The organism is Micromonospora sp. WMMC241, assembly GCF_027460165.1.
GTDB classification, from domain to species: domain Bacteria; phylum Actinomycetota; class Actinomycetes; order Mycobacteriales; family Micromonosporaceae; genus Micromonospora; species Micromonospora humi.
Map to the genome: position 1 here is coordinate 5,253,241 of NZ_JAPZBF010000001.1, position 26,864 is coordinate 5,280,104.

General features: G+C 72.0%; 23 protein-coding genes. 10 read left to right on the forward strand and 13 right to left on the reverse strand.

Annotated features, from left to right (window positions below; genetic code table 11):
* Positions 1–25 precede the first annotated feature (25 nt).
* From O7598_RS23720 to O7598_RS23730, 3 genes are read right to left on the reverse strand one after another with little or no spacing between them, the layout of a single operon-like run.
* Positions 26–2,500, reverse strand: a complete 2,475-nt coding sequence (locus tag O7598_RS23720; protein ID WP_269693491.1) for a leucine-rich repeat domain-containing protein — start codon at positions 2,498–2,500, stop codon at positions 26–28.
* Positions 2,497–3,258, reverse strand: coding sequence for a hypothetical protein (locus O7598_RS23725; protein ID WP_269693492.1), 762 nt, complete (start codon positions 3,256–3,258; stop codon positions 2,497–2,499). Before O7598_RS23725 ends, O7598_RS23720 begins: the two co-directional genes overlap by 4 nt.
* Positions 3,259–3,317: 59 nt before the next feature.
* Positions 3,318–3,728: a VOC family protein gene (locus O7598_RS23730; protein WP_269693493.1), complete on the reverse strand. Its 411-nt coding sequence runs from the start codon at positions 3,726–3,728 to the stop codon at positions 3,318–3,320.
* Between the two features lie 251 nt (positions 3,729–3,979).
* On the opposite strand from O7598_RS23730, the gene O7598_RS23735 reads away from it, so the two are divergent.
* Genes O7598_RS23735 through hutH form a run of 6 tightly spaced genes read left to right on the forward strand, consistent with a single transcriptional unit; the run spans position 3,980 to position 11,738 of the window.
* Positions 3,980–4,828: a MurR/RpiR family transcriptional regulator gene (locus tag O7598_RS23735; RefSeq protein ID WP_269693494.1), complete on the forward strand. Its 849-nt coding sequence runs from the start codon at positions 3,980–3,982 to the stop codon at positions 4,826–4,828.
* Positions 4,829–4,840: 12 nt separating this feature from the next.
* Positions 4,841–6,505 carry a urocanate hydratase gene (gene hutU / locus O7598_RS23740; protein ID WP_269693495.1) on the forward strand — a complete coding sequence of 555 codons (1,665 nt, stop codon included), beginning with the start codon at positions 4,841–4,843 and terminating at the stop codon, positions 6,503–6,505.
* Positions 6,498–7,697, forward strand: coding sequence for an allantoate amidohydrolase (locus tag O7598_RS23745; RefSeq protein ID WP_269693496.1), 1,200 nt, complete (start codon positions 6,498–6,500; stop codon positions 7,695–7,697). The genes hutU and O7598_RS23745 overlap by 8 nt, the downstream gene beginning before the upstream one ends.
* Complete coding sequence (locus O7598_RS23750) at positions 7,694–9,040, forward strand: formimidoylglutamate deiminase (protein WP_269694954.1); 1,347 nt, start codon at positions 7,694–7,696, stop codon at positions 9,038–9,040. The genes O7598_RS23745 and O7598_RS23750 overlap by 4 nt, the downstream gene beginning before the upstream one ends.
* Positions 9,040–10,203, forward strand: coding sequence for an imidazolonepropionase (gene hutI, locus O7598_RS23755; RefSeq protein ID WP_269694955.1), 1,164 nt, complete (start codon positions 9,040–9,042; stop codon positions 10,201–10,203). The genes O7598_RS23750 and hutI overlap by 1 nt, the downstream gene beginning before the upstream one ends.
* Positions 10,200–11,738: a histidine ammonia-lyase gene (gene hutH, locus O7598_RS23760; RefSeq protein ID WP_269693497.1), complete on the forward strand. Its 1,539-nt coding sequence runs from the start codon at positions 10,200–10,202 to the stop codon at positions 11,736–11,738. Before hutI ends, hutH begins: the two co-directional genes overlap by 4 nt.
* Positions 11,739–11,740: 2 nt before the next feature.
* On the opposite strand, the gene rdgB is transcribed toward hutH, so the two are convergent.
* The 9 genes from rdgB to O7598_RS23805 form a co-directional block, all read right to left on the reverse strand.
* A complete protein-coding gene (gene rdgB, locus O7598_RS23765; protein WP_269693498.1) occupies positions 11,741–12,364 on the reverse strand; it encodes an RdgB/HAM1 family non-canonical purine NTP pyrophosphatase in 624 nt (207 codons plus the stop codon).
* On the reverse strand, positions 12,361–13,089 hold the full coding sequence (gene rph, locus O7598_RS23770) for a ribonuclease PH (RefSeq protein ID WP_269693499.1): 729 nt from the start codon (positions 13,087–13,089) through the stop codon (positions 12,361–12,363). Before rph ends, rdgB begins: the two co-directional genes overlap by 4 nt.
* A gap of 66 nt (positions 13,090–13,155) precedes the next feature.
* Entirely contained in the window at positions 13,156–13,902 is a 747-nt protein-coding gene (locus O7598_RS23775; RefSeq protein WP_269693500.1) for an MBL fold metallo-hydrolase, read from the reverse strand.
* A gap of 226 nt (positions 13,903–14,128) precedes the next feature.
* A complete protein-coding gene (locus O7598_RS23780) occupies positions 14,129–15,094 on the reverse strand; it encodes a PLP-dependent cysteine synthase family protein (RefSeq protein WP_091063502.1) in 966 nt (321 codons plus the stop codon).
* Between the two features lie 9 nt (positions 15,095–15,103).
* Positions 15,104–15,451, reverse strand: coding sequence for a MoaD/ThiS family protein (locus O7598_RS23785; RefSeq protein ID WP_091063498.1), 348 nt, complete (start codon positions 15,449–15,451; stop codon positions 15,104–15,106).
* Positions 15,452–15,523: 72 nt separating this feature from the next.
* Positions 15,524–16,012 carry a M67 family metallopeptidase gene (locus O7598_RS23790; protein ID WP_269693501.1) on the reverse strand — a complete coding sequence of 163 codons (489 nt, stop codon included), beginning with the start codon at positions 16,010–16,012 and terminating at the stop codon, positions 15,524–15,526.
* A gap of 55 nt (positions 16,013–16,067) precedes the next feature.
* Entirely contained in the window at positions 16,068–16,571 is a 504-nt protein-coding gene (locus O7598_RS23795) for a DUF2017 domain-containing protein (protein ID WP_269693502.1), read from the reverse strand.
* Positions 16,568–16,858 (reverse strand): ATP-dependent Clp protease adapter ClpS, encoded by a 291-nt coding sequence (clpS, locus tag O7598_RS23800; protein WP_091063492.1) that lies wholly within the window; start codon positions 16,856–16,858, stop codon positions 16,568–16,570. Before clpS ends, O7598_RS23795 begins: the two co-directional genes overlap by 4 nt.
* Before the next feature lie 115 nt (positions 16,859–16,973).
* Positions 16,974–18,536, reverse strand: a complete 1,563-nt coding sequence (locus tag O7598_RS23805; protein WP_269693503.1) for a hypothetical protein — start codon at positions 18,534–18,536, stop codon at positions 16,974–16,976.
* A 197-nt stretch (positions 18,537–18,733) separates the two neighbouring features.
* Between O7598_RS23805 and O7598_RS23810 the strand changes: the two genes are divergently transcribed.
* The 4 genes from O7598_RS23810 to O7598_RS23825 are packed head-to-tail and all read left to right on the forward strand — an operon-like array spanning position 18,734 to position 24,590.
* Positions 18,734–21,406 (forward strand): LuxR C-terminal-related transcriptional regulator, encoded by a 2,673-nt coding sequence (locus O7598_RS23810; RefSeq protein ID WP_269693504.1) that lies wholly within the window; start codon positions 18,734–18,736, stop codon positions 21,404–21,406.
* A gap of 16 nt (positions 21,407–21,422) precedes the next feature.
* Positions 21,423–22,709 (forward strand): nicotinate phosphoribosyltransferase, encoded by a 1,287-nt coding sequence (locus O7598_RS23815; RefSeq protein ID WP_269693505.1) that lies wholly within the window; start codon positions 21,423–21,425, stop codon positions 22,707–22,709.
* Positions 22,710–22,724: 15 nt separating this feature from the next.
* Positions 22,725–23,306 (forward strand): isochorismatase family protein, encoded by a 582-nt coding sequence (locus tag O7598_RS23820; RefSeq protein WP_269693506.1) that lies wholly within the window; start codon positions 22,725–22,727, stop codon positions 23,304–23,306.
* 39 nt (positions 23,307–23,345) lie between these two features.
* Positions 23,346–24,590: an MFS transporter gene (locus O7598_RS23825; RefSeq protein ID WP_269693507.1), complete on the forward strand. Its 1,245-nt coding sequence runs from the start codon at positions 23,346–23,348 to the stop codon at positions 24,588–24,590.
* Between the two features lie 426 nt (positions 24,591–25,016).
* Here the strand turns inward: O7598_RS23825 and ctaD are convergent, their stop codons facing one another.
* Entirely contained in the window at positions 25,017–26,774 is a 1,758-nt protein-coding gene (gene ctaD, locus O7598_RS23830; RefSeq protein ID WP_269693508.1) for an aa3-type cytochrome oxidase subunit I, read from the reverse strand.
* Between the last annotated feature and the right edge of the window lie 90 nt (positions 26,775–26,864).

Below are 26,864 nucleotides of genomic sequence, written 5' to 3' on the forward strand. Positions count from 1 at the left end.
ACAACGCCCAGAATGGTGCGGCAGCTTACGACTGAGCCATGAGGGAGAGTACCGAATTGGCCAGCTCCGCGATGGGAGCGGCCGCCGAGAACGCTGCCAGCGCCGCGCGTGCTGCCGTGGCGAGGCGAGATCGATCATTAGCTACCGCAGCCTCGGAAATTTCTTGGGCCAGCGCGTGGCCTTCGGAGTCGTCGGTCGATTCCAACTCGCGGACCAACTGAGCGACGACACTTTTCATCTCCCCCGAGTTGATGTTGAACGCATGACCGGCACCGAAGCTGACCGCGCTCCTGTCGAAGTTGTAAACCGGACCGCTCATCAGTAGCCTTCCTCCTTGATTGTTGACACCGAAAAGCAGTGCCTGGATATCTCGCCTGACGCCGGCCTTACCCAGCACAAGTTCCCTCTCGCCCATGAGGTAAAGGCCGAGTATCTCGTCGTACTCGACGGTGGAGCGGCCGTCGTCCACCGGGATGTGCTCAGCAATGGAAATATCACCGAAGGCACTCGCGACGGATCTGATCATGAGACGGATGAAACCCAGGTAACTAATCCGGTCAGGACCCCAACATCGCAGGCGGATCTGTCTGTCACGCTCATCGGCGATGACGAGAGCAGATGCGTTAACCGCCGAACTTCTTAGCAGCGCGCCCCTACGCCACGCTTTCGTCGCCATGACGTCGGTCGCGAGCCTCACCAAAGAACGCGCATGGAGGAACGAGGGGTCGCCGTCAACGCTGATCGTATGTCGAACCACCTCGGTCTCGGGCACGTCGATGTCTTGCGGGGCAATCTCCGGCAGGAGATCGGGAATAACCAGGACTCCTTCCGGAAGCCTGAGCGCGAAGTCGTAGTCGACCAAGCTGTCTCGGACCAGAGAGACATCCCGCGGAGAGGAGACCCCTGCATCAAGGAGGATTGACCCCACCGCCGCCTCCGGGACTATCCCCTTTGCCTCACGGGCGAACTTCGACGTGATCACGGCATAGACCATGTCCAGGATCCACTGAGGATCCGTAATGATCGTCCAAGGCTTCGCTCGGTCGAGAACGACAATTGATCCGATGTCCCGAAGGAAGTTGAGGAGAACCGTCTGCTCAGTGGCATCTGTGCACCCCTCGGAGCGACACAACTCACGGTAACCGTCGATACTGATCGTCGGTGAGGGCGAATGTGAGAGCCTGTCGTGCACGAGAGCCCAGGTTACGGGCACCGAACGCCGCGCCGATGATCTGTCGAGGACAGATTGCGCGGCCATTTCGACGACTCGGTCGGCCAACTGCTCGGTACCTTCGCCGGACTTGCAGGACGTCCGGAAGTAGTCCGCGACGACCCGGTACTTCTCGGACAGGAACCGGCGGTCAACATCGGATCGTGCCTCCAGGTCGACCTTGTTCAGCACCACCAGTACACGCGCGTCAGGGTTCGTACTCTTCACCAGCTGAAGCCAGTACTCCAACGAAGTCGATTCCCGCACGTCGACGACCACGATGAAGATCTCACCACCAGCCATGAAGAACCTGTGTGCGGCATGCATGTAATCCTGTCCGCCGAAGTCCCAGAGCAGGATCTCTGAGCTGCTCGCGGTCAGCCAGCGTGAAATCTTTACCCCGAGGGTCTCCCGTCTTCGCGCGCCGAACGAGTTCTGCGTCAGGCGCTCCACGAGCGACGTCTTGCCAACCCTCGGAGGGCCGAGGATGAGAATTCTGACTCGACTCTGAAGCTGCGCCGCGCCACTGTCGAGAGCATAGAAATAGGCGCGAATATCCGACACACCACGTACTGCGATCTCCAACGGCGGGCTGCTCAGCGGATTGTCGTAGACCCAGAAAGAGCGCAGGTTCTGCAATTTTGCGATCGTTGACGGAAGAGCAGTCAACTGATTTCCACTTATTGCCAGACTTTCGATGCTGGGCAAGAGCCCAACTTCGTCAGGCAGGCTGTGTAGATCATTACCGGATATGTAGAAGTTCCGGAGCTGCCTCAAGTTGCTGATCTGTACGCTCAGCTCGGAGATGCCGTTCTCACTGACGTCCAGCTCGTCGAGTCGAGCTAGGGAGAATACCTCCGCAGGAAGGCGGGAAAGGCGATTGTTCCGCACATTCAAGGTGCGCAGTTCCTGTAGACTTCCGATGTCTTCGGGCAGATCTCGGATCAGGTTCCGGCTCGCGTACAAGCCGCGTAGGCGAAAAAGTCTCCCTATCCCGCCGTCAAGACTACGCAGCTGATTTCTCGAGAGCTGCAACTCCCGCAACGTGGTCAAGGTCAAAACCACTAACGGAATCTCCGTCAACTGGTTCCTGCTCAAGTTGAGGATCTCCAGCCCTGACATCTGGGCGAGGCCCTCGTGAACTTCCGCCAAGTTCGAGGCGCTGAGGTCGAGCTGCTGAATTGTTGGGTAGTCCCCCGCCTCAAGATCGGATATTGCAATGGGTTCACCCGCCGCAGTCCGGGCCCGCGCGCCGACACTCACCAGCCAATCACGCAAAGCTGCCGTCATGATCGCACCGTGAGAGCGTGCTTGCGGCCGAAGATCGAGTCGAGCATGGCTATCTGATCCCGGAAGGGTACGGTGGATTGAAATAGGTTGCGCCCGATGCAAACCCCGGCGTACCCGGCCGTAGCGGCTCTCACGACTCGCTCACGGTAATCAACGCTCAGCTCTCCACCGGGGTAGAGCAGGGGCACACTGAGCCCTACCAGGGCACCCTTCGGCAGTTCGTCGAGGTATGACCCCGGGGCGGCCTTGATCAGGTCGACGCCTATCTCGGAAAGACTTCTCACCGCACCCATGAACTGTCGGGCCGACTCCCACTTGTCCCCAGTGAGCATGAGAAGGACCGGCAGCCCGAGGGCATGGGCTTCGTGCGACAGCAGTGTCAGGCGCTCGATGATCCCCGTTCCATACATCGCGTCGGCCTTGAGCTGGATCGAGACGGCGTCGGCACCGGCACTCACGGCCATCGCCGGCATCGCGAGGGGAACCCGGTCCAGCGCATTTACCGAATGCATGGGCATTCCGACCAGCTGGGCGACGACCGACAGCTCCGGCGGCAGACTGGTATGTCGAAGTACGCCTGCGTTGAGGACCACCGCCGGAAAGCCGGCCGCATGCAACGCGACACTACGGCTGCTCAATTGGCTAAGCGTCGCAATACCCTGGGTCTCGCCCAAGGAAAGCCCGTGGTCGAGGGCCGCGATGCAGTAGTACCCGTTGCGCCTGAGTCTGCCCAGCCGCCGAGTGACGCCGGTCGCCATTAGTCGTACCCCGTCCTTGACAGTCTCCGGATCTGCTCAGGAGAAGGCGTGCTCCGATTTTATAGGCCGCGCTTGTCTTCCAGTACCTCGACCAGAATCCCGCTCGGATCCTTGATGAAGAAGTAGACGACGCCCGTCTTTCCCTCGCGTACATCCACATCGGAGGCAATGCCGGCCTGCCGGACAAAGTCCCGGGCGTCCTCGACGGACTCGACCTGGAGCGCGAAGTGTTTCACGCCGATGCGCGGCAAGTCCGTGCTCAACTCCGAAGCGGTGTCCGGCGCCGACACCTGGTCCCGGTACCAGAAGATCTCGAGGAAGTATCCGCCAAGCTTCAAGTGAACGATTTCGGACTTGCCCTCGGGATCCTTCCACCGCAATGCCACCCGGAAACCGAATTTTTCGTAGAAGGAGATCGACTCCTCCAAGTCGACGGCGCTGATGGCAGTATGGTGCGCGCTGAACTTCACCGAGTCTCCTCCGTGCCCCTGGTCTTGGTGTAGGTCGATGTCTTCCAACGAATGACGGCTCTCATCCTGAAGATAGTTTCGATCCTCCGACCGCCCTCAGCACACTGTCGGGTATCAGACAATCGCCGTTTCGGAGGTGGATGCGGGGTCTCGCTTTGCGCCAGCACGTAGAACTCGATGCCGTTGCGACGTCGGGCGCGAGCCGCAGCACCCACTTGCCTCCTGAAAGTTTTCATGCATAGAGTCAGCCCGTGAATGAATGCGGTGCGTCCGGCACCGACCAACTGCTCGACCTCTTCCACGGCGTCCGGCTCACGCCGACCCAACGGCGCATCGCGCACTGCCTGGTGCGGCACGCGGGCGCCGCGGCGTACCTGTCGGCGGCGGAGGTGGCCGAGCTGGCCGGCGTCAGCCAGCCGTCGGTGACCCGGTTCGCGATGGCGCTCGGGCACGACGGCTACCCCGCGCTGCGCCGCCGGTTGCGGGAGCTGACCACCACCGTGGGCACCGGCCCGGCCGACGCCGGGAACGCCCTGCAACGGGCCGTGCACACCGAGATGGACAACCTGGACCGGCTCGCCGGGCAGCTCGCCGACGCCGGACGGATCGCCGAGGTGGGCCGGCTGCTCGCCGCCAGCCGCCCACTGCCGGTGCTCGGGTTGCGCGCGGCCGCGCCGCTGGCGGCGTACTTCGCGTACTTCGCCGCGAAGGTGCACCCCGACGTGCGCGTCCTCGACCACGGCGGCAGCCTGCTCGCGGACCGGGTCGACCAGGCGGTGGCGGCCGGTGCCACCGCGCTGCTCGCGTTCGTGCTGCCGCGCTACCCCCGGGAGACGCTCGACGCGCTGCGCGAGGCGCGGGACGCCGGGCTGACGGTCGTGGCGATCACCGACTCCCCGGTGAGCCCGGCCGCCGACCACGCCGACATGGTGCTGCCCGCCGCCGTCGGCACCGACCTGGTCTTCGACCTGCACACCGCGCCGATGACCCTGGCCATGGTGGTGTTGCAGGCGATCTGCGACGCCGCGCCGGCCGAGACCCAGACCCGGCTCGAGGCGTTCGAGTCGTCCGCCGCCCGCCGCCAGTTGTTCCTCGGCTGAGAGGAGTACGAGATGCACCAGCCCGTCCGCGCCGCCCGCGGCACCGTACGCACCGCGAAGGGGTGGCCGCAGGAGGCCGCCCTGCGGATGCTGATGAACAATCTCGACCCGGAGGTGGCCGAGCGCCCCGAGGACCTGGTGGTCTACGGCGGCACCGGGAAGGCGGCCCGGGACTGGCCGTCCTACCACGCGCTGGTGCGTACGCTCACCGAGCTGCGCGACGACGAGACCATGCTGGTGCAGTCCGGCCGGCCGGTCGGGGTGATGCGGACCCACGAGTGGGCGCCCCGGGTGCTGCTGGCCAACTCCAACCTGGTCGGCGACTGGGCCACCTGGCCGGAGTTCCGCCGGCTGGAGTCGCTGGGCCTGACCATGTACGGGCAGATGACCGCCGGCTCGTGGATCTACATCGGCACCCAGGGCATCCTCCAGGGCACCTACGAGACGTTCGCCGCGGTCGCCGCCAAGCGTTTCGGTGGCACGCTGGCCGGGACCCTCACGCTGACCGCCGGCTGCGGCGGGATGGGCGGGGCCCAGCCGCTCGCGGTCACCATGAACGGCGGCGTCTGCCTGATCGTGGACGTGGACCGGACCCGGCTGGAGCGGCGGGCGCACGACCGGTACCTCGACGAGATCGCCGACTCGCTCGACGACGCGGTCGAACGGGCGCTGGCCGCGAAGCGCGACCGGCGGGCGTTGAGCGTCGGCGTGGTCGGCAACGCCGCCACCGTCTTCCCCGAGCTGCTGCGCCGAGGCGTCGCGATCGACGTGGTCACCGACCAGACCAGCGCCCACGACCCGCTGTCGTACCTGCCGGAGGGGGTGGACGTGGCGGACGCGCGGGACTACGCGGCGGCGAAGCCCGTCGAGTTCACCGACCGCGCGCGGGCGTCGATGGCGAAGCACGTCGAGGCGATGGTCGGCTTCCTCGACGCGGGCGCGGAGGTCTTCGACTACGGCAACTCGATCCGGGGCGAGGCGAAGCTCGGCGGCTACGAGCGGGCGTTCGACTTCCCCGGCTTCGTGCCGGCGTACATCCGGCCGCTGTTCTGCGAGGGCAAGGGCCCGTTCCGGTGGGCGGCGCTCTCCGGTGACCCGCGCGACATCGCCGCCACCGACCGGGCGATCCTCGACCTGTTCCCGGAGAACGAGTCGCTGGCCCGGTGGATGCGGATGGCCGGCGAGCGGGTGGCGTTCCAGGGCCTGCCGGCGCGGATCTGCTGGCTGGGCTACGGCGAGCGGGACCGCGCCGGGGTGCGGTTCAACGAGATGGTCGCCTCCGGTGAGCTGAGCGCGCCGGTGGTGATCGGCCGCGACCACCTGGACTGCGGCAGCGTGGCCAGCCCCTACCGGGAGACCGAGTCGATGGCCGACGGCTCCGACGCGATCGCCGACTGGCCGCTGCTCAACGCGCTGGTCAACACCGCCAGCGGCGCGTCCTGGGTGTCGATCCACCACGGCGGCGGAGTGGGCATCGGCCGGTCCATCCACGCCGGTCAGGTCTGCGTCGCCGACGGCACCGCCCTGGCCGGGCAGAAGATCGAGCGGGTGCTCACCAACGACCCGGCGATGGGCGTGATCCGGCACGTCGACGCCGGCTACGACGACGCCCGTGACGTCGCGGAGCGCACCGGCGTGCGGGTGCCGATGACCGAGGGGGACACCACCGGTGAGTGACCTGGCGGACCGGTTCCGCGAGCTGTGGGACGAGATCGCCCCGGTCGGGCGGGACGCCCGCAGCGGCGGCTACCTGCGCTACGCGCTGACCGAGCCGGAGCGGCGGCTGCGCGGCTGGTTCCGGGAGCAGGCCGACCGGCGGGGCATGCCGGTGTCCGAGGACGGCAACGGCAACCTGTTCGCCTGGTGGGGCAACCCGGCGGCCGGCGACGCGGTGCTCACCGGCAGCCACTTCGACTCGGTGCCGCACGGCGGCGCGTACGACGGACCGCTCGGCATCGTCAGCGCGTTGCTCGCCGTGGACGAGCTGCGGGCCGCCGGTGTCACGCCGGACCGGCCGGTGGTGGTGGCCGCGTTCGTGGAGGAGGAGGGCGCCCGGTTCGGCGTACCCTGCCTGGGGTCGCGGCTGCTCACCGGCGAGATCGACGTCGACCGCGCGGCCGGGCTGCGCGACCAGGCCGGGACGACCTTCGCCGACGCGCTGGGCGAGCGGCCGGCGGGCGCCGACCCGGCGCTGCTCGGCCGCTTCGGGGCGTTCGTGGAGCTGCACGTCGAGCAGGGCCGCGCGCTCGTCGACTCCGACGCGCCGGTCGCGGTGGCGTCCGCCATCTGGCCGCACGGCCGGTGGCGGTTCGACTTCACCGGCGAGGGCAACCACGCCGGTACGACCCGGATGGCCGACCGCCGCGACCCGATGCTCACCTACGCGTTCACCGTGCTCGCGGCGAACAAGGAGGCCCGGCTGCGCGACGCGCACGCCACAGTGGGCCGGGTGGCGGTCGAGCCGAACGCGACGAACGCGATCCCGTCCCGGGTCACCGGTTGGCTGGACGCGCGGGCCGCCGAGGCGGACACGCTGTACGGTCTGGTCGAGGCGGTACGCGCCAAGGCCACCGAGCGCGCCGGGCGGGACGGCACCGGCCTGACCTGCACGCAGGAGTCGGCGACCCCGCTCGTCGCGTTCGACGGCGGGCTGGCGCGGCGGCTGGCCACGCTGCTCGACGCGCCGGTGCTGCCCACCGGCGCCGGGCACGACGCCGGGGTGCTGGCGGCGCACCTGCCCACCGCGATGCTGTTCGTGCGCAACCCGACCGGGGTGTCGCACTCCCCCGCCGAGTCCGCCACCGACGCCGACTGCGCGGCCGGGGTGACCGCCCTGGCCCGGGTGCTGGAGGAGCTGGCATGCCGCTGACCCGCTGGCTGGCCGAGTACGCCTGGCTGCCCGAGCACGCCGAACCGACAGCGGACGTGCTGATCGAGGCGACCGACGGGCGGCTCACCACGGTCACGCCGCTGACCGCGGGCGGTCCCCCGGCCGCCGGGGTCGAGGTGGAGGCCACCCGGCTGCCCGGGCTGACAGTGCCCGGCCTGGCCAACGCCCACTCGCACGCGTTCCACCGGGCGCTGCGCGGGCGTACCCACGACGGTCGCGGCGACTTCTGGTCCTGGCGGGACCTGATGTACGCGGTGGCCGCCCGCCTCGACCCCGACTCCTACCTGGCGCTGGCCCGGGCCGCGTACGCGGAGATGGCGCTCGCCGGGATCACCTGCGTGGGCGAGTTCCACTACCTGCACCACGGTCCCGGCGGCACCCGGTACGACGATCCGAACGCGATGTCCGCCGCGCTGGTGGAGGCCGCCGCGCACGCCGGGATCCGGCTCACAGTGCTGGACGCCGCCTACCTGACCGCGAGCGTGGACGGCGCGGAGCTGACCGGGCCGCAGCGCCGGTTCGGCGACGGCGACGCGCTGCGCTGGGCGGAGCGGGTCGACGCGTTCCGCCCGGCCGACGGGCACGTGCGGCGCGGCGCGGCCGTGCACTCGGTGCGGGCCGTGCCGGCCGCGCAGCTCGCCACCGTGGCCGGCTGGGCCGACCGGCACGGGCTGCCGCTGCACGTGCACCTCTCCGAGCAGCCGGCCGAGAACGACGCCTGCCGTGCCGTGCACGGCTGCACCCCGACCCGGCTGCTCGCCGACCACGGCGTGCTCGGCCGGCACACCACCGCGGTGCACGCCACCCACCCGACCGCCGCCGACGTGGCGCTGCTCGGCGACAGCCGCACCGGCGTCTGCCTCTGCCCCACCACGGAACGGGACCTGGCCGACGGGATCGGCCCGGCCCGGCGGCTCGCCGAGGCGGGCAGCCCGCTCAGCCTCGGCAGCGACAGCCACGCCGTGGTGGACCTGTTCGAGGAGGCCCGCGCGGTGGAGCTGGACGAGCGGCTGCGGACCCGCAGGCGGGGCCACTTCGACGCCGCCGAGCTGTTCGCCGCCGCGACCGTCACCGGCCACGCCGCGCTGGGCTGGGGCGACGCCGGCCGGCTCGCCGTCGGCGACCGGGCCGACCTGGTGACGGTACGGCTGGACAGCGCCCGCACCGCCGGGGTGCCGCCGGCCGGGGTGTTCTTCGCGGCCACCGCCGCCGACGTGACGCAGGTGGTGGTGGACGGCCGGACCGTGGTGGCCGACGGCCGGCACCTGACCGTCGACGTCCCCACCGAGCTGCGCGACGCGATCGCGGCGGTGCTCTCATGATCGGCAGCCTGCTGGTGGACAACATCGGCGAGCTGGTCACCAACGACGGCCGGGGCGGCGACCCGCTGGGCGTCCGCCGCGACGCCGCGGTGCTGGTCGAGGACGGTGAGGTGGCCTGGGTCGGTCCGGCCCGCTACGCGCCCGCCGCCGACCGGCGCATCGACGCCGGCGGCGCGGCGGTGCTGCCCGGCTTCGTGGACAGCCACGCCCACCTGGTCTTCGCCGGCGACCGGGCCGCCGAGTTCGCCGCCCGGATGGCCGGCGAGCCCTACACCGGCGGGGGCATCCGCACCACCGTCGGCGCCACCCGCGCCGCCTCCGACGACGACCTGCGCGCCACCGTGGGCCGGCTGCGCGCCGAGATGCTGCGGCAGGGCACCACCACCGTCGAGATCAAGAGCGGGTACGGCCTGAACGTCGCCGACGAGGTCCGCTCGCTGCGGATCGCCGCCGAGTTCACCGCGGACACCACGTTCCTCGGCGCACACGTGGTCCCCGCCGAGTACGCCGACCGCCCGGACGACTACGTGGGTCTGGTCTGCGGGCCGATGCTCACCGCCGCCGCGCCGTACGCCCGCTGGATCGACGTGTTCTGCGAGCGCGGCGCGTTCGACGCCGACCACGCGCGGGCGATCCTCGCCTGCGGACAGGCCGCCGGGCTGGGCGTACGGCTGCACGCCAACCAGCTCGGCCCCGGCCCGGGTGTCCGGCTCGGGGTGGAACTCGGCGCGGCCAGCGTGGACCACTGCACCCACCTGACCGACGCCGACGTGGACGCGCTCGCCGGCGCGGAGACGGTCGCCACGCTGCTGCCGGGCGCGGAGTTCTCCACCCGGTCGCCCTACCCGGACGCCCGTCGGCTGCTCGACGCCGGTGTCACCGTGGCGCTGGCCACCGACTGCAACCCCGGCTCGTCGTACACCTCGTCGATGCCGTTCTGCGTCGCGCTCGCCGTACGCGAGATGCGGATGACCCCGGCGGAGGCGGTGTGGGCCGCGACCGCCGGCGGGGCGGCGGCGCTGCGCCGCACCGACGTCGGCCGGCTGACCCCCGGGTCCCGGGCCGACCTGGTCGTCCTCGACGCACCGACCCACCTGCACCTGGCCTACCGGCCGGGTGTCCCACTGATCCGCCAGGTTCTGCACAACGGAGTGCCGCGATGACCACCGTCACCATCCTGTCCACCGGGGTCTCCCCCGCCGACGTGCTCGCGGTCGCCCGCGGCACCGCCAAGGTCGTGCTCGACCCGGCCGCCACCGAGGCGATGGCCACCAGCCGGTCCATCGTGGACGGCATCGAGGCCGCCGGCCGTCCGGTGTACGGCGTTTCGACCGGCTTCGGGGCGCTGGCCAACACGTTCGTCGCACCGGAGCGCCGGGCCGAGTTGCAGCACGCGCTGATCCGCTCGCACGCGGCCGGGGTGGGCGCGCCGATGCCTCGCGAGGTGGTGCGGGCCATGATGCTGCTGCGGGTCCGCTCGCTCGCGCTCGGGCGCTCCGGTGTCCGCCCGCTGGTCGCCGAGGCGCTGGTGGACCTGCTCAACCACGAGATCACCCCGTGGGTGCCGGAACACGGCTCGCTCGGCGCGTCCGGCGACCTGGCGCCGCTGGCGCACTGCGCGCTGGCGCTGCTCGGCGAGGGTTGGGTGCTCGGCCCGGCCGGCGACCGGATCCCCGCCGCGGACGCGCTGCGCCGGGTCGGCCTGGCACCGGTCGAGTTGGCCGCCAAGGAGGGGCTGGCGCTGATCAACGGCACCGACGGCATGCTCGGCATGCTGCTGCTCGCCGTGGCGGACGCCCGGCACCTGTTCGCCATGGCCGACGTGACCGCCGCGCTGGCCATCGAGGCGATGCTCGGCTCGGAACGCCCGTTCCTGCCCGAGCTGCACGCCATCCGCCCGCACCCCGGCCAGGCCGCCTCCGCCGCCAACATCCACCGGCTGCTCCAGCGCTCGGCGGTGATGGACTCGCACCGCGACGACCTGGCCCACGCGGTGCAGGACGCGTACTCGATGCGCTGCGCCCCGCAGGTGGCCGGCGCGGCCCGGGACACGCTCGACTTCGTCGAGGTGGTGGCCGGCCGGGAACTGCTGTCGGTGGTGGACAACCCGGTGGTGCTGCCGGACGGCCGGGTCGAGTCGACAGGCAACTTCCACGGCGCGCCGCTCGGCTTCGCCGCCGACTACCTGGCCATCGCCGCGTCGGAGGTCGGCGCGATCGCGGAACGCCGGGTGGACCGGCTGCTCGACGTCACCCGCAACCGGGACCTCCCGGCGTTCCTCTCCCCCGACGCCGGGGTGAACTCCGGGCTGATGATCGCCCAGTACACCGCCGCCGGCATCGTCGCGGAGAACCGCCGGCTGGCCGCGCCCGCCTCGGTCGACTCGCTGCCCACCAGCGGCATGCAGGAGGACCACGTCTCGATGGGCTGGTCGGCCACCAAGAAGCTGCGCACCGTGCTGGACAACCTGACCAGCCTGCTCGCGGTGGAACTGCTGGCGGCCGTACGCGGGCTCCAGCTGCGCGCGCCGCTGGAGCCGTCCCCGGCCGGCCGGGCGGCGCTGGACGCGCTCGGTGAGACGATCGGCGAGCCGGGGCCGGACGTGTTCCTCGCCCCGCTGATGGAGACGGCGCGGGCCGTCGTCGGCGGCCCCGAACTGCGGGCCGCGATCGAGCGGCAGATCGGCCCGCTGGGCTGAGCTCAGGCGGCGGGCGGGAGCACCTTGGCGACCAGCTTGGCCAGCTCCCGCAACGCCTTGCCGCGGTGGCTGACCGCGTCCTTCTCGTCGGGCGTCAGCTCGGCGTTGGTCCGCTCCTGCCCGTCGCCCAGGAAGATCGGGTCGTAGCCGAAGCCGCCCTCGCCGCGCGGCGCGCGCAGCAGCCGGCCGGGCTGCCGGCCGTCGACCAGGTGCTCCTTGCCGTTGGGCAGCACCAGCGCCACCGTGCAGACGAAGGCCGCGCCGCGGTGCTCGTCCGGCACGTCGCCCACCTGGTCCAGCAGGAGCTGAAGGTTGGCCCGGTCGTCGCCGTGCCGGCCGGACCAGCGGGCGCTGAACACGCCGGGCATCCCGTTGAGCGCGTCCACCGCGATGCCGGAGTCGTCGGCGATGGTCGGCAGGCCGGTGCGCCGGCAGCCCTCCCGGGCCTTGATCAGCGCGTTCTCGCCGAAGGTGAGACCGGTCTCCGGCAGCTCCGGATATTCCTCGACGTCGTCGAGGCCGATCAGGGCGACCCGGTGGGCACCGAGCGCGCCGTCCAGGATCCGCTGCAACTCGACGAGCTTCTTGCGGTTGCGGGTGGCCAGGAGCACCTTGTTGTCGGTCACAGGTTCAGCGCCTTCCGCTGCACGTCGGCCAGTTCCAGGCAGCCCGCCACGCCCAGGTCGAGCAGCGCGTCGAGCTGGTCGCGGGCGAAGACACCGGCCTCGCCCGTCCCCTGCACCTCGACGAAGTCGCCGGTGCCGGTGCACACCACGTTCATGTCCACCTCGGCGGTCACGTCCTCGGCGTAGCAGAGGTCGAGCATCGGCTCGCCGCCGATCACGCCGACGCTGACCGCGGCCACCGACCGGTGCATCACCTTCTCCACCCTGCCGGTGAGCGACTTGCGCTCGGCCAGCCAGGTGACCGCGTCGTGCAGGGCGACGTACGCGCCGGTGATGGCCGCGGTGCGGGTGCCGCCGTCGGCCTGGAGCACGTCGCAGTCGAGCACGATCGAGTTCTCGCCGAGCGCCTTGAGGTCGACGCAGGCCCGCAGGCTGCGACCGATCAGCCGGGAGATCTCGTGCGTCCGGCCACCGACCTTGCCCCGGACGCTCTCCCGGTCGGAGCGGGTGTTGGTGGCCCGGGGCAGCATCGCGTACTCCGCGGTCACCCAGCCCAGCCCGGAACCCTTGCGCCAGCGCGGCACCCCCTCGGTGACGCTCGCCGTGCACAGCACCCGGGTCGCGCCGAACTCGACGAGCACCGAACCCTCCGGGTGGGTGCTCCAGCCCCGGGTCAGGGTCACCGGTCGGAGTTGGTCGGGCTGCCGCCCGTCAGGTCGCGCCATGCCTGCACCCTATGCGGTGCGCCGATCGTGCCGCCTGCCGGTGCCCGCCCGGCGTCGACCGTGCCGTCAGACGTCGTAGCCGGCGCCGGCGCGGACCACCTCGATCGGCCCGGCGTACGCCCCGGTCGCCGACTCGACGGTGTGCGACTCGCTGCCCCAGGCCGCGACGAGGTGGGTGAGCAGCAGCCGGCCCACGCCCGCCTTGGTGGCCGCCTCGCCGGCCTCCCGGCCGGTCAGGTGCAGGTCGGGCGGATTGTCCACGCCGTCCATGTAGCTGGCCTCGCAGAGGAACGCGTCGGCGCCCTGGGCCAGGCGCAGCAGCGCCTCGCAGGGCGCGGTGTCCGACGAGTAGCAGAACACCCGGCCGCCGTGCTCCAGCCGCACCCCGTACGTCTCGATCGGGTGGTTCATCCGGTCGACGGTCGCGGTGAACGGGCCGATCGGGAACGTGCCCGGCTGCAGGCCGTAGAACTGGTAGACGTCCTCGACCGTGGCGTCCTCCTGCCCGTACGCGGCGGCCAGCCGGTCCGGCGCGCCGGACGGCGCGTACATCGGCAGCGGCGGGTAGGGGCCGTCCGGCGCGTAGCGGCGGACCACGACGTACGACACCGCGTCGAGCATGTGGTCGCAGTGCAGGTGGGTGAGGAGCACGGCGTCGGGCGAGTGCAGCCCGACGTAGCGCTGGAGCGTGGAGAGCGAGCCCGGACCGAAGTCGATCAGAAGGCGGAAGCCGTCCGCCTCGAGCAGGTAGGCGGAGCAGGGGGACTCAGGGCCCGGGAAGCTGCCCGCGCAGCCGAGGACGGTCAGTCGCATCCGGTTGCCTCGATCTCACACTGGGTAGTCGACGCATCGGCAGCCGCCCCGCCGTTGATCTCCACCGACGCGCTCGCCACGCTGCGCAGCCTACGCGGCGGCCCGGTCGGGCAAGAATCATCTACCGGAAGTTGTCATCAACGTGACACCCATACACGTCCGGATGCGGGACAACGCGGCGATCCGGCCGGCGGGGCGCCCCCACCGGCCGGACCGCCGCGGGCCGTCAGGCCCAGAGCTGACCGTCCAGCGCGTCCTCGGCGTCCGCGAGCGTGCCGCCGTACGCCCCGGTGGACAGGTATTTCCACCCGCCGTCGCAGACCACGAACGCCACGTCGGCGCGCCGGCCGTCGCGGACCGCCTCGTGCGCCACGGCCAGCGCGGCGTGCAGGATCGCGCCGGTGGAGAACCCGGCGAAGATCCCCTCCACCTCGACGAGCTGCCGGGTACGCAGCACCGCGTCCCGCGTGCCCACCGAGAAGCGCCGGGACAGCACCCCGGCGTCGTACAGCTCGGGGACGTAGCCCTCGTCGATGTTGCGCAGGCCGTAGACCAGCTCGCCGTAGCGCGGCTCGGCCGCCACGATCTGGATGCCGTCGACCTTCTCGCGCAGGTAACGACCGGTGCCCATCAGCGTGCCGGTGGTGCCCAGCCCGGCCACGAAGTGGGTGACGCCCGGCAGGTCGTGCAACAGCTCCGGCCCGGTCGTCTCGTAGTGCGCCCGCGCGTTCGCCTCGTTGCCGTACTGGTAGAGCATCACCCAGTCCGGGTGCTCGGCGGCGATCTGCTTCGCGGTGGCGACGGCCTGGTTCGAGCCGCCGGCGGCCGGCGAGAAAATGATCTCCGCGCCGTACATCCGGAGCAGTTGCACCCGCTCCGTGGAGACGTTCTCCGGCATCACGCAGACCAGCCGGTAGCCACGCAGCTTCGCCACCATGGCCAGCGAGATGCCGGTGTTGCCGCTGGTCGGCTCCAGGATGGTGTCGCCCGCGCGCAGCCGGCCGGCCTCCTCGGCCGCCCGCACCATGAACAGGGCCGCGCGGTCCTTGATGCTGCCGGTCGGGTTCCGGTCCTCCAGCTTCGCCCAGAGCCGCACCGGCGGCGCGCCGTCGGGCACCGTCGGGGAGAGCCGGGGCAGGCCGACCAGCGGGGTGCCGCCGCACGCGTCGAGCAGGCTGTCGTACCGCGCCACGCCGGCCCCCTAGCGGGCGGCGGCGGTGGCGCGCGCCGAGACCGCGTGCGAGGCGATCGCCGCTGCCGCGGCGAAGCCGAACGCGCCGCCGGCCACCGCCGGCAGGATGGTCACGCTGTCGCCGTCGTTGAGCTTCGCGTCGAGCGCGCCCAGGAAGCGGACGTCCTCGTCGTTGACGTAGACGTTGACGAACCGGTGCAGCGCGCCGGCGTCGGTGACCAGCCGGCCGCGCAGGCCGGCGTGCCGGGAGTCCAGGTCGGTGAGCAGGTCGGCGAGCGTGTCGCCGCTGCCCTCGACGACCTTCGCGCCGCCGGTGTAGCTGCGCAGGATGGTGGGGATGCGAACCTCGATGGCCATGGTGTCTGGTGCTCCTCGTTCAGGATCGTGCCGGGTGACGGGAAGGAAGAGGGTGTGCCGGTGCGCTGGGGGTCAGCGGCCGGAACACTCGTAGTCGACCGTCGCCGGGCTCTGCCCGAACATGTAGGACTGGACGGCGTTCGGATCCACGGCGGCGTCCACGATCTCGACCGGCTCCTCGGCCACGACGCCGTCGATGATCCGGAAGGACCGGATCTCCTCGGTGTCGGGCTCGCGGGTCGAGACGAGCAGGTAGTGCGCACCCGGCTCGCCGGCGAAGGAGATGTCCGTGCGGGACGGGTAGGCCTCCGTCGCGGTGTGCGAGTGGTAGATGACGACCGGTTCCTCGTCGCGGTCGTCCATCTCGCGCCACACCCGCAGCTGCTCCATCGAGTCGAACTCGTAGAACGTCATCGAGCGGGCGGCGTTCTCCATCGGGATGTGCCGGGTCGGGGTGTTGCCGCCGGCGGGGCCGGCGACCACGCCGCACGCCTCGTCCGGGTGGTCCCGACGCGCGTGGGCGACGATCGCGTCGATGATCGACCGGTCGATGCTCAGCACGCCGACCAGCCTAGCGCCTGGCTGTCCCGGGCGGCGAGGTGGCGACCGTCACCACTCAGTCGATGAGCGCGTTGAGCAGGGACTCCTGCAGATATCCGAGATAGGCGTAGACCGACAGTTGGAACACCCGGGACGACGCCGGGTCGCTGGCGACCGCATCGTCGAGCTCCTCGCCCAGGTCGGTGCCGTCCTTGATCTCCAGCCGGACGCCCATCGCCAGCCGGGCGTCGTTGAGCGCCCGCAGCCACGCCTCGGCCGCCTCCGCGTCGAGCCGCACCTCGCCGCCGGCGTCACCGTCGGGCAGCGCGGCGAGGATCGCGCCGGCCTGGTCGATCTTCGCGGTCTTCAGGTCGCCCTCGGTGTAGCGGCGGAACTCGGCGGTGCTGTCGCCGTCGTCCGGGTAGACCTCGGGGAAGAGCCGGCCGACCACCGGGTCGCCGTGGTCGAAGCCGTCGGTCAGCAGGCCGACCACCTCGGTGGCGACCTTGCGCAGCACCCGCACCTCGTCGACGGCGAAACTGGCCACGTAGCGGTCGCCCCGACGGCGGAACATGCTCATGACCTCTCCACGGTCGCCCACAGCCCGTACGCGTGCAACTGCGCCGCGTCGTGCTCCATCCGCTCCCGGGCCCCGCTGGAGACCACCGCCTTGCCCTTGTGGTGCACGTCCAGCATGAGCTGCTCCGCCTTCTCCCGGCTGTATCCGAACAGCTTCTGGAAAACCCAGGTCACGTACGTCATCAGGTTAACCGGATCGTCCCAGACGATGGTCACCCATGGCCGGTCGGAGACCGGCACCTCTTCGGTGTCCGGCGTCTCGACCGGCGCAACCTGTGGAGCCGCCATGCCCCCCATCGTGCCACCGGATCCGGGGAACCGATGAACCGGAACGGCGCGGCGGTCGGGATCGCCCGCCCGGACCGCCCGCGCGGGACCGGGACCCCGCGCGGGGGCCCCGGTCTCAGGCCAGCAGGATGCCGTGGTCGACAGCATCGGCGAGCACCACGCCCAGCGAGAGACGGATCACCTCGAAGCGGCGGGACACCTCGCGGGACAGTTCGAGTTCGACCTCGCGCAGCGCGCGCTGCGCCCAGGACCGGGCCACGTTCGGGTCGTCGTTGCCGGGTGCCCGCCAGTGCTGCCAGCACCCGCCGTTGAGCGCCACACCGATCGGTGGGAGCGCCTCGTCACGCTCGGCGGCGGGCAGCCCGGCCAGCGCGTCCAGCGCGCCGGTGCCGGTCAGCCCGGCGACTCCGGCCGTGCTGGTGACCAGGAGCACGCGGTCCAGCTCCTGACCGTCCGGGTGGTCGGCGAGGCCAAAGCGCACCGCGCGGGTGATCCGCAGGCGCACGCCCTCGGCGAGCGGCGCTCCGAAGACCCGCGCGGCGGCGTCGTCGACGATGCCGCGGACCGCCTCGTCGCACTGCGCGGTGGCGAGCATCGACACTGCCTCCAGCTCGCGGTCGAGCAGCTGCGGCAGGCCGGCGCAGCCGACCCCGAAGACGATCTCCTGCACCACCCGGAGGTGGATGTTGGCCAGCTCCAGCGCGAGGTGCTGGCGGATCCGCTGGGCGCAGGACCGGGCCTGGCGGTCGATCCGGTCGGCCAGGTCGGCCGGGTCGACGCCGGCCAGCACCGGCACCCGGCCGTGCGCGCCGGGCGGCTCGGGCGGCCGGGCGCTGGCCCGGCGCAGCCCTTCGTCGGCGGCCCACCCGACCAGCGCGCGGCGCAGGTTCGGCAGCTCGGCCCGCCGGGCCGCGAACCACCGGGCCGAGGCGAGCGCGGGAACCGCGGCCAGCAACGCCGCACGGTGGGCCGCGATGGAGACCGCCACCGGGTCGAGCCGACCGGCGGGGCCGGGCGGGCCGGATCGGGCGGGCGACGGCACGGACGCCCCCGTGCCCTCCGCCGTCGCGCCGTCCGCCGGCGCCGCCCAGCCGGTCACGCCGGGGGTGACGGCGAAGAACACCGCGACGCGGGCCCGCGCCACCTCGGCCAGCAGGTGCAGCTCGGCCGCGCTGAAGGCCTGGTCGGCGGAGATCACGAAGAGCAGCGCGCCGGCCCGGCCCACGGCGTCGCGCAGCACCAGGCCGCCGGCCACGCCGAGGGTGGCGGTGTCCGGCGGGTCGAGCACCGCGAAGTGCCGCAGCAGCGGGTCGGGCAGGCTGAGTTCGACCCGCCGCGGCGGTCGGGCCAGCGCCGGGCCGGCGGCGAGCGGATCGGCGCCGTAGGCGTGCGGCTGGCGGTAGCCGGGCACGTACGCGGCGCGGGTGGCGACCTTGGCGTGGTTGACCAGCAGGTAGCTCCCGGCGGGCACGACGAGCGTGCCGGGGTCCGCCCCGAGCAGGCCGGCGATCAGCTCACGCCGGCCCGCGCCGGCCGGGCCGGCCACGACGACGGCGAGCGGCTCGCCCGGCCCCGGGTCGGTCAGACCGAGCCGGGCCGGCAGCGGGGCGCACCGTGACGGCTCGGCGCGCCCGCCCGGATCGGGCACGTCGACCGAGGGGAGTGGACCTGGCTTCATCAGGTGGCCTCCCGGTCAGGCGGCCGGCGCATCAGCCCGGTCGCGGATTTTCCCTGGCCAAAGGGGATGCCGGAAGCCTACGGGTGTCGTGCATCCGACAACGAACACATCCGGTACTCACGAGTAAGGGACAGATTACTCAACTTCACTGCGTGACGACGCGCACGCGGACGGCATCCCATCGATATGCTGCACCGATGACCAGGTGGGAGTTCGTCGGCCGAACGGATGAACTCAACCGTCTGTTGTCGGCGGTCGGTGGCCCGGACGGGCGCGGGCTGTTCTTCAGCGGCGACGCGGGCGTCGGCAAGAGCCGGCTGCTGCGGGAGGGGGTGGCCGCGCTCTCCCCCGAGCGACACGCGATCTGGTCGGTCGCGGCCAGCGCCACCACCGCCGCCCTGCCGTTCGGCGGGCTGGTCCAGGTGCTTCCCGCCGCGCAGCCGCAGGGCCTGTCCCCCGCCGGGATCCTGCGCTGGGCGGTGGACCTGCTCCAGGAGCAGGCCGCCGGTCGGCCCATCGTGCTCGCCGTCGACGACGCGCACCTGCTCGATCCGCCGTCGGCCGCGCTGGTGCACCTGATCGCCCGCTCGGAGAACGCCACGGTCATCGGGACGCTGCGCAACGGCGAGCAGATCCCGCTGCCGATCCGCGCCCTGTGGACCGACGACCTGGTCGAGCTGGTCGAGTTGGGACCGCTAGGCCGCAGCGAGACCACCGGCCTGCTCGCCGCGATCCTCGGCGGCCCGGTCGACGCCGGCTCCTCCGACCGGCTGTTCCGGCTCTCCGCCGGCAACCCGCTGCTGCTGCGCGAGCTGGTGCTGGCCGCCGACGGCGAGCTCCGGCGCACGTACGGGATCTGGAAGTGGACCGGCCGGCTGGAGCTGGCACCCAGCCTCACCGACCTGATCGACACCCGGATCGGCCAGCTCACCCCCGGCGTGCGGGCGGTGGTGGAGCTGGTCGCCTTCGGCGAGCCGCTGGGCCTGCAACTGCTGGAGAAGGCGGTCGAGCCGACCGACGTGGAGGTCGCCGAGGAACGCGGGCTCATCGCGATGGTCCGCGACGACCGGCGGCTCAACGTCCGCCTGGCCCACCCGCTCTACGGCGAGGTGATGCGCCGCCAGTGCCCGGTCAGCCGCACCCGGCGGCTCCAGGCCACCCTCGCCGGGCTGCTGGAGCAGGTCGGCAAGCGCCGCCGCGACGACCTGCTGCGGGTCGCGGTCTGGCGGCTCGACTCGGGTACGGCGCAGAACGTCGCGCTGCTGCTCGACGCGGCCGTGCAGGCGTTCGGCCGGTACGACGTGCCGCTGGCCACCCGGCTGGCCCGGGCCGCGCTGGAGGCCGGCGGCGGCACGGACGCGGCGGAGCTGCTCGCCACCATCCTGATGTTCGGCGATCGTCCGGAGGAAGCGCTCCGCGTGCTCGACCAGGTCGCCGGGGAGATCCGCGACGACCGGCGACGCAGCCGCTGGCTGACCGTCCGGGGCATGGTCAGCTACTGGGGGCTCAACCGGGAGTCCACGGTGGAGGAGATCGCCGCCCGGGGCGAGGAACTGACCGATCCCGCCGACCGGGCCCGGGTCCGCGCCTTCGAGGCCATCATGCGGCTGCACCGGCTGGACGTCGACGTCGCGGTGCGGCTGGCCCAGGAGGTGCTGGACCGCCCGGCCGCCCCGATGGCGGCCCGGGAACTGGCCCGCTGCACCCTCGCCCACCTGCAGGCCGGCCAGGGACAATACCGGCGCAGCGCCACCGCGATCGCCCGGGTGCAGGCCGAGGCGGCGTGCTGGCGGTCCGACATGCCCTACCTCCAGCTCGCCATGGAGCTGGCCCGGGGCACCCGGCTGGCGCTCTCCGGCGACCTGACCGGCATCGACGCGATCGTCGCCGACGAGTTCGCCGACCTCGCCGGCGCCGGCGACTTCCGGCTCGGCACCGGCTACCTGGCCATCCTCCAGGCGTACGCGGCGCGGCTGCGCGGGCGCGGCGACGAGGCGCTCAAGACCAGCCTGGGCGCCTGCGCGGTGCTCGCCACCAGCCGGGTGTACGCCGGCCTGGCCCACGCCGAACGCGCCCAGGCCGCCGCGCTGCGCGGCGACGCGGTCCACGCGACCGAGGCGATGGCCGAGGCGGACCGGACGCACGCGCCCGGGATGGCCGTCCTCTATCCGTGGCTGGAGCAGGCCCGGGGCGCGGCGCAGGCGGCGGCCGGCGACCTGCCGGGCGCCACCAAGCACCTCTGCGCGCTGGCCGACCGGCTGCGCGAGGACGGCCTCGCCGGCCACGAGCTGCTCGTCCTGCTCGACCTGGTCCGGCTCGACCAGGCCGCCGCGCCGGTCGGGCCGACCTGCACCGACGGAGGCCGGCGCAGCGTGGCGCAGCGCCTGGCGGAGCTCTCCGAGCAGGTCGACGGCGTGCTGCCGCCGCTGGTCGCCCGCTACGGCCGGGCCGCGCTCGACGGCTCACCGGACGACCTGCTCGCGGTGGCCGACGGGTTCGCCGACCGGGAGCTGGTCGTCTACGCGGCCGAGGCGACCGCGATGGCGCTGTGCCGGATGCGCGACGCGCGGGCCGGCGCTACCGGGCCGGCCCGGGAGCGCCTCGCCGACCTGCTGCGCCGTTGCGACGACATCTCCACCCCGGCACTGCGGCTGCTGCGCCCGGCGCTCAGCGACCGGGAGTGGGAGATCGCCCACCTGGCCGCCGAGGGGCTGACCAGCCGCGCCATCGCCGAGCGGCTCTACCTCTCCACCCGTACCGTGGAGAACCACCTCCAGCGGGTCTACAGCAAGCTGGGCGTCACCCGCCGTAGCGAGCTGGGGGCCGCGCTGCGGTCGATGCCGGGGCACGACGGCACGGATCCGGCCTGAACTCTAGGCTGGGGCGGTGAGCACCCTTCGCCCCGCGCTGCTGACCGACCAATACGAGCTGACCATGGTCAGCGCCGCGCTGCAGGACGGCACGGCCGACCGCCGCTGCGTCTTCGAGGTGTTCAGCCGGCGGCTGCCGGCCGGCCGGCGATACGGTGTGGTCGCCGGCACCGGCCGACTCGTCGACATGATCCGCGACTTCCGGTTCGACCCGGCCGAGATCGACTTCCTCCGCCGCACCGGCGTGGCCGACGACCGGGCCGCGCAGTGGCTCGCCGACTACCGCTTCACCGGTGACGTCGACGGCTACGCCGAGGGCGAGCTGTTCTTCCCCGGCTCGCCGATCCTCACCGTCTCCGGCACGTTCGCCGAGTGCGTGCTGCTGGAGACGCTGGTGTTGTCGGTGCTCAACCACGACTGCGCGGTCGCCGCCGCGGCGGCCCGGATGGTCACCGCCGCCCGGGGCCGCGCGCTGATCGAGATGGGCTCGCGCCGGGCGCACGAGGAGGCCGCGGTGGCCGCCGCCCGCTCGGCCTACCTGGCCGGCTTCCGGTTCACCTCCAACCTGGCCGCCGGGCAGCGCTACGGCATCCCGACCGCGGGCACCGCCGCGCACGCCTTCACCCTGCTGCACGACGACGAGCGGGCGGCGTTCGCGTCCCAGGTCGCCACGCTGGGCAAGGACACCACGCTGCTGGTCGACACGTACGACATCGCCCAGGGCATCCGCAACGCCATCGCGGTGGCCGGCCCGGAGCTGCGGGCGGTCCGGATCGACTCGGGTGACCTCGCGGTGATCGCCCAGCAGTCCCGCGAGCTGCTCGACTCGCTCGGCGCCACCGAGACGAAGATCATCGTCTCGGGCGACCTGGACGAGTACGCGATCGCGTCGCTCGCCGCCGAGCCTGTCGACATGTACGGCGCCGGTACCGCCGTGGTCACCGGCTCGGGCGCGCCCACCGCCGGCCTGGTCTACAAGCTGGTCGAGGTGGAGGGACGCCCGGTGGTCAAGCGCTCCGAGCACAAGGCCACCATCGGCGGCCGGAAGGTGGCCGTCCGGCGGCACAAGCCGACCGGCACCGCCACCGAGGAGGTCATCGTGCCGCAGGGCGTGCCGGACCGGCAGCCCAACGACCGGTTGCTCCAGCATTCGTACGTGGTGTCGGGCGAGCCGGTGGCGTTGCCGACGCTGGACGAGTCCCGGGAACACCTGCGAGAGTGCCTGATCTCCATCCCGTGGGAGGGGCTCAAGCTCTCCGCCGGCGACCCGGCCGTGCCGGTGACCGTCGTACCCGCGACCTGAGAAGGGACCGACCAGATGGCGAACGCCTTGATCATCGTGGACGTGCAGAACGACTTCTGCGAGGGCGGTTCCCTCGCGGTCGGCGGCGGGGCCGGGGTGGCCGGTGGCATCTCCCGGCTGCTCGCCGCCGAGCCCGACCGGTGGGACCACGTGGTCGCGACGAAGGACTACCACGTGGACCCGGGGGCGCACTTCGGCGACCCGCCGGACTACGTCGACTCCTGGCCCCGGCACTGCGTGGTCGGCACGTCCGGCTCCGAGTTCCACCCGGAGCTGGCGACCGGCCGGGTCGAGGCGATCTTCCACAAGGGCGAGCACGCGGCGGCATACTCCGGCTTCGAGGGGCATGCGCCCGACGGCGAGTGCCTGGCCGACTGGCTGCGCCGCCACGACGTGGACCGGGTCGACGTGGTCGGCATCGCCACCGACCACTGCGTGCGGGCGACCGCGCTGGACGCCGCCCGGGAGGGCTTCCGCACCACGGTGCTGCTGGAGCTGACCGCCGCCGTCGCGCCGGAGACGCTGGACGTGGCGCTGCGGGCGCTGGACGGTGCCGGGGTGCAGTTGGTGGGCGAGCCTGTGATCAGTACCGCTTGACCAGGTAATCGCTTGCCGTTGTCATACCCTGCGCCCAGGATGGCGCGGGAGGTACGGCCCGTCGTGAACCTGAAGCCCTACCGGGAGGCGCTCGCCCTGCCCGGCCTGCGGTCGCTGCTGCTGGTGTCGGTGCTGGCCCGCGTCCCGCTGACCGCGGTCGGGGTGACGCTGACCTTCTACGTGGTGCTCGACCTCGGTCGGGGCTACGGCGCGGCCGGCCTGGTCGGCGCCGCGTCCACGATCGGCGCCGCGCTCGGCGCGCCGCTGCTCGGCCGGCTGGTCGATCGTCGAGGGCTGCGGCCGGTGCTGCTGCTCTGCACCGTCGCCGAGGGCGTGTTCTGGGCCGCCGCGCCCAGCCTGTCCTACCCGGTGCTGCTGCCCACCGCGTTCCTGGCCGGGCTGCTCGCGCTGCCGGTCTTCTCGGTGGTCCGCCAGTCGATCGCCGCGCTGGTGCCGGCGGAGCGACGCCGCCCGGCGTACGCGCTGGACTCGATGTCGGTGGAGCTGTCGTTCATGGTCGGCCCCGCCCTCGCGGTGGCCCTGGCCACCACCGTCACGCCGCGCCTGACGCTCTGGGCGGTCGGCGCCGGCATCGTCGCCTCCGGCATCTGCTTCTGGCTGCTGAACCCGCCGACCCGGGCGGCCGGCGAGCCCACCGGGCCGCAACGCCCGGTGCCGCGCCGCGAGTGGCTCACCCCGCGCCTGCTCGCCGTGCTGGCGGTCAGCCTGGCCGCCACGCTGGTGCTGGGCGGCACCGACGTGGCAGTGGTGGCGGTGCTCCGAGCCGGCGGCGAGGTCGGCTGGACCGGCGCGGTGCTGGCCGCCTGGGCGGTCGCCTCGCTGGTGGGCGGCTTCGCCTACGGCGCGGTACGCCGTTCGTTCTCGCCGCTGGCGCTGATGGCGGCGCTCAGCGTCACCACGATCCCGGTCGGGCTGGGCGGCTCGCACTGGTGGTTGCTCAGCCTCGCGCTGATCCCAACCGGTGCGCTCTGCGCACCCACCATCGCGGCCACCGCCGACGCGGTCAGCCGGCTCGCCCCGGCCGGCGTGCGGGGGATGGCGATGGGCCTGCACGGCTCGGCGGTCACCGTCGGCATCGCCCTGGGCGCACCGCTGGCCGGCGCGGTCATCGACGCGTCGGCACCGGCCTGGGGGTTCGCGGTCACCGGTGCGATCGGGTGCCTGGTGGCGTTGGCCGTGCTCCCGGTCGAGCTGCGCCACCGCCGCACCCCGCCGCCCGCCGTCGTCACCGCTGACCCCGATCTGGCTCCCGCCACCCCCTGACGCCTCCCCCGCCACCTTTCCGCGCGGGCGCGGGCGGAGCAGCGTCGCGCGAGCGCGGGGCCGAGTACCCGCCGAGCCGCCCGGCGTGCGCGGGCCGGCGTGCGCGGGCCGACGCGCGCGGGCCGACGCGCGCGGGCCGACGCCGGAGAAGGGTCTGCCCTTCAGCGGTATGCCTCCAAGGCATAAATATGCCCGAGGGGTATACCGCTGAAAAGTAATGCCTTCTCCGGTCGCGTCACGCTCCGTGCGCGAGCGCCGAGCAGATGCGTTCGCCGAGCGCCGCGGGCTGGTCCGAGCACTGCGCACCACGCCGTGCTCGGCCATCAACGCGTGGGCGACCCGGACCCGTCGGCCGGGCCCGGCGGCGGAACGCAACGGGCGCCGCACCCCGGGTGGGGTGCGGCGCCCGTCCGACTGGCTACTCGGTCAGCGCTGGTCGAGGTTGCCGGCGGTGTCCTCCTGGTAGCTGGCGCCACCGTTGACCTCGCTGGTCAGCGGCTTGGCGCCGCCCTCCGGCGGGCCGGCCACGCTCTGCCCGGCGGCCAGATCGGGGAACTTCGCGTCGAAGGCGGGCCGCTCGGAGCGGATCCGCGGCATCCGGTCGAAGTTGCGCAGCGGAGGCGGGCAGGAGGTGGCCCACTCGAGCGAGTTGCCGTGGCCCCACGGGTCGTCGACCTCGACCACCGGGCCGGTCTTGTACGACTTCCAGCAGTTCCAGATGAACGGCAGGGTCGAGATGCCGGTGATGAACGCCCCGATGGTGGAGACCATGTTCAGCCCGGTGAAGCCGTCGTCGGCCTGGTAGTCGGCGTACCGGCGGGGCATGCCCTCGGCGCCGAGCCAGTGCTGGACCAGGAACGTGGTGTGGAAGCCGATCATGGTCAGCCAGAAGTGGATCTTGCCGAGTCGCTCGTCGAGCATCCGGCCGAACATCTTCGGGAACCAGAAGTAGATGCCCGCGAAGACGGCGAACACGATGGTGCCGAAGAGCACGTAGTGGAAGTGCGCCACCACGAAGTAGGAGTCGTGCAGGTGGAAGTCGATCGGCGGGCTGGCCAGCAGCACGCCGGTGAGACCACCGAAGAGGAACGTCACCAGGAAGCCGATCGCCCACAGCATCGGCGTCTCGAAGGTGATCTGCCCCCGCCACATGGTGCCGATCCAGTTGAAGAACTTCATACCGGTGGGCACGGCGATCAGGTAGCTCAGGAAGCTGAAGAACGGCAGCAGCACCTGGCCGGTGGCGAACATGTGGTGCGCCCAGACGCTCATCGACAGCGCGGCGATGGCGACGGTGGCGGCGACCAGACCCTTGTAGCCGAAGATCGGCTTGCGGGAGAAGACCGGGATGATCTCGGTGATGATGCCGAAGAACGGCAGCGCCACGATGTAGACCTCGGGGTGCCCGAAGAACCAGAACAGGTGCTGCCACAGCATCGGTCCGCCGGTCGCCGGGTCGTACACGTGGGCGCCGATGATGCGGTCCGCGGCGAGCGCGAACAGCGCGGCGGCCAGCAGCGGGAAGACCAGGATCGCCAGCAGGCTGGTGACCAGCATGTTCCAGGTGAAGATCGGCATCCGGAACATGGTCATGCCGGGCGCGCGCAGGGTCAGGATCGTGGTGATCAGGTTGACCGCGCCGAGGATGGTGCCCAGACCGGAGATGGCCAGGCCGACCACCCACATGTTGGCGCCGACGCCCGGCGAGTGCTCGACGGTGCTCAGCGGCGTGTAGGCCGTCCAGCCGAAGTCGGCCGCGCCACCGGGGCTGATGAAGCCGGCCACGGCGAGCGTGCCACCGAAGAGGTAGAGCCAGTAGGCGAACGCGTTGAGCCGGGGGAACGACACGTCCGGCGCGCCGATCTGCAGCGGCACCACGTAGTTCGCGAAGGCGAACACGATCGGCGTCGCGAAGAACAGCAGCATGATCGTGCCGTGCATGGTGAAGAGCTGGTTGTACTGCTCGGGCGACAGGAACTGCAGCCCCGGTCGCGCCAGCTCGGCGCGCATGATCAGGGCCATCAGGCCACCGATCATGAAGAACGCGAACGCGGTGACCATGTACATGATCCCGATCTGCTTCGCGTCCGTGGTGCGCAGCAGCCGCGCGATGGCCGACCCCTTGACCGGCTCGCGGACCGGCCAGGGCCGGGTCACGACCGGCTTGGGTGCGACGGTGGTCACGAGTGGCCTCCGGTTCTGGGTTGTCCCGCTCGGTGCGCTGGTCATCGGCGCAGCCGTCATCCGCAAGGAGGATAGTCCCCGGTAGGTGGC

What these genes read in the sequence shown, in the direction of transcription:
- O7598_RS23785 (WP_091063498.1), bottom strand. Translation starts at nt 15,451, where the DNA reads ATGGCCATCGAGGTTCGCATCCCCACCATCCTGCGCAGCTACACCGGC.
- hutH (WP_269693497.1), top strand. Translation starts at nt 10,200, where the DNA reads ATGACCACCGTCACCATCCTGTCCACCGGGGTCTCCCCCGCCGACGTG.
- O7598_RS23820 (WP_269693506.1), top strand. Translation starts at nt 22,725, where the DNA reads ATGGCGAACGCCTTGATCATCGTGGACGTGCAGAACGACTTCTGCGAG.
- clpS (WP_091063492.1), bottom strand. Translation starts at nt 16,858, where the DNA reads ATGGCGGCTCCACAGGTTGCGCCGGTCGAGACGCCGGACACCGAAGAG.
- O7598_RS23825 (WP_269693507.1), top strand. Translation starts at nt 23,346, where the DNA reads ATGGCGCGGGAGGTACGGCCCGTCGTGAACCTGAAGCCCTACCGGGAG.
- O7598_RS23720 (WP_269693491.1), bottom strand. Translation starts at nt 2,500, where the DNA reads ATGACGGCAGCTTTGCGTGATTGGCTGGTGAGTGTCGGCGCGCGGGCC.
- O7598_RS23810 (WP_269693504.1), top strand. Translation starts at nt 18,734, where the DNA reads ATGACCAGGTGGGAGTTCGTCGGCCGAACGGATGAACTCAACCGTCTG.
- O7598_RS23805 (WP_269693503.1), bottom strand. Translation starts at nt 18,536, where the DNA reads ATGAAGCCAGGTCCACTCCCCTCGGTCGACGTGCCCGATCCGGGCGGG.
- O7598_RS23725 (WP_269693492.1), bottom strand. Translation starts at nt 3,258, where the DNA reads ATGGCGACCGGCGTCACTCGGCGGCTGGGCAGACTCAGGCGCAACGGG.
- rph (WP_269693499.1), bottom strand. Translation starts at nt 13,089, where the DNA reads ATGGCGCGACCTGACGGGCGGCAGCCCGACCAACTCCGACCGGTGACC.
- O7598_RS23775 (WP_269693500.1), bottom strand. Translation starts at nt 13,902, where the DNA reads ATGCGACTGACCGTCCTCGGCTGCGCGGGCAGCTTCCCGGGCCCTGAG.
- hutU (WP_269693495.1), top strand. Translation starts at nt 4,841, where the DNA reads ATGCACCAGCCCGTCCGCGCCGCCCGCGGCACCGTACGCACCGCGAAG.
- O7598_RS23795 (WP_269693502.1), bottom strand. Translation starts at nt 16,571, where the DNA reads ATGAGCATGTTCCGCCGTCGGGGCGACCGCTACGTGGCCAGTTTCGCC.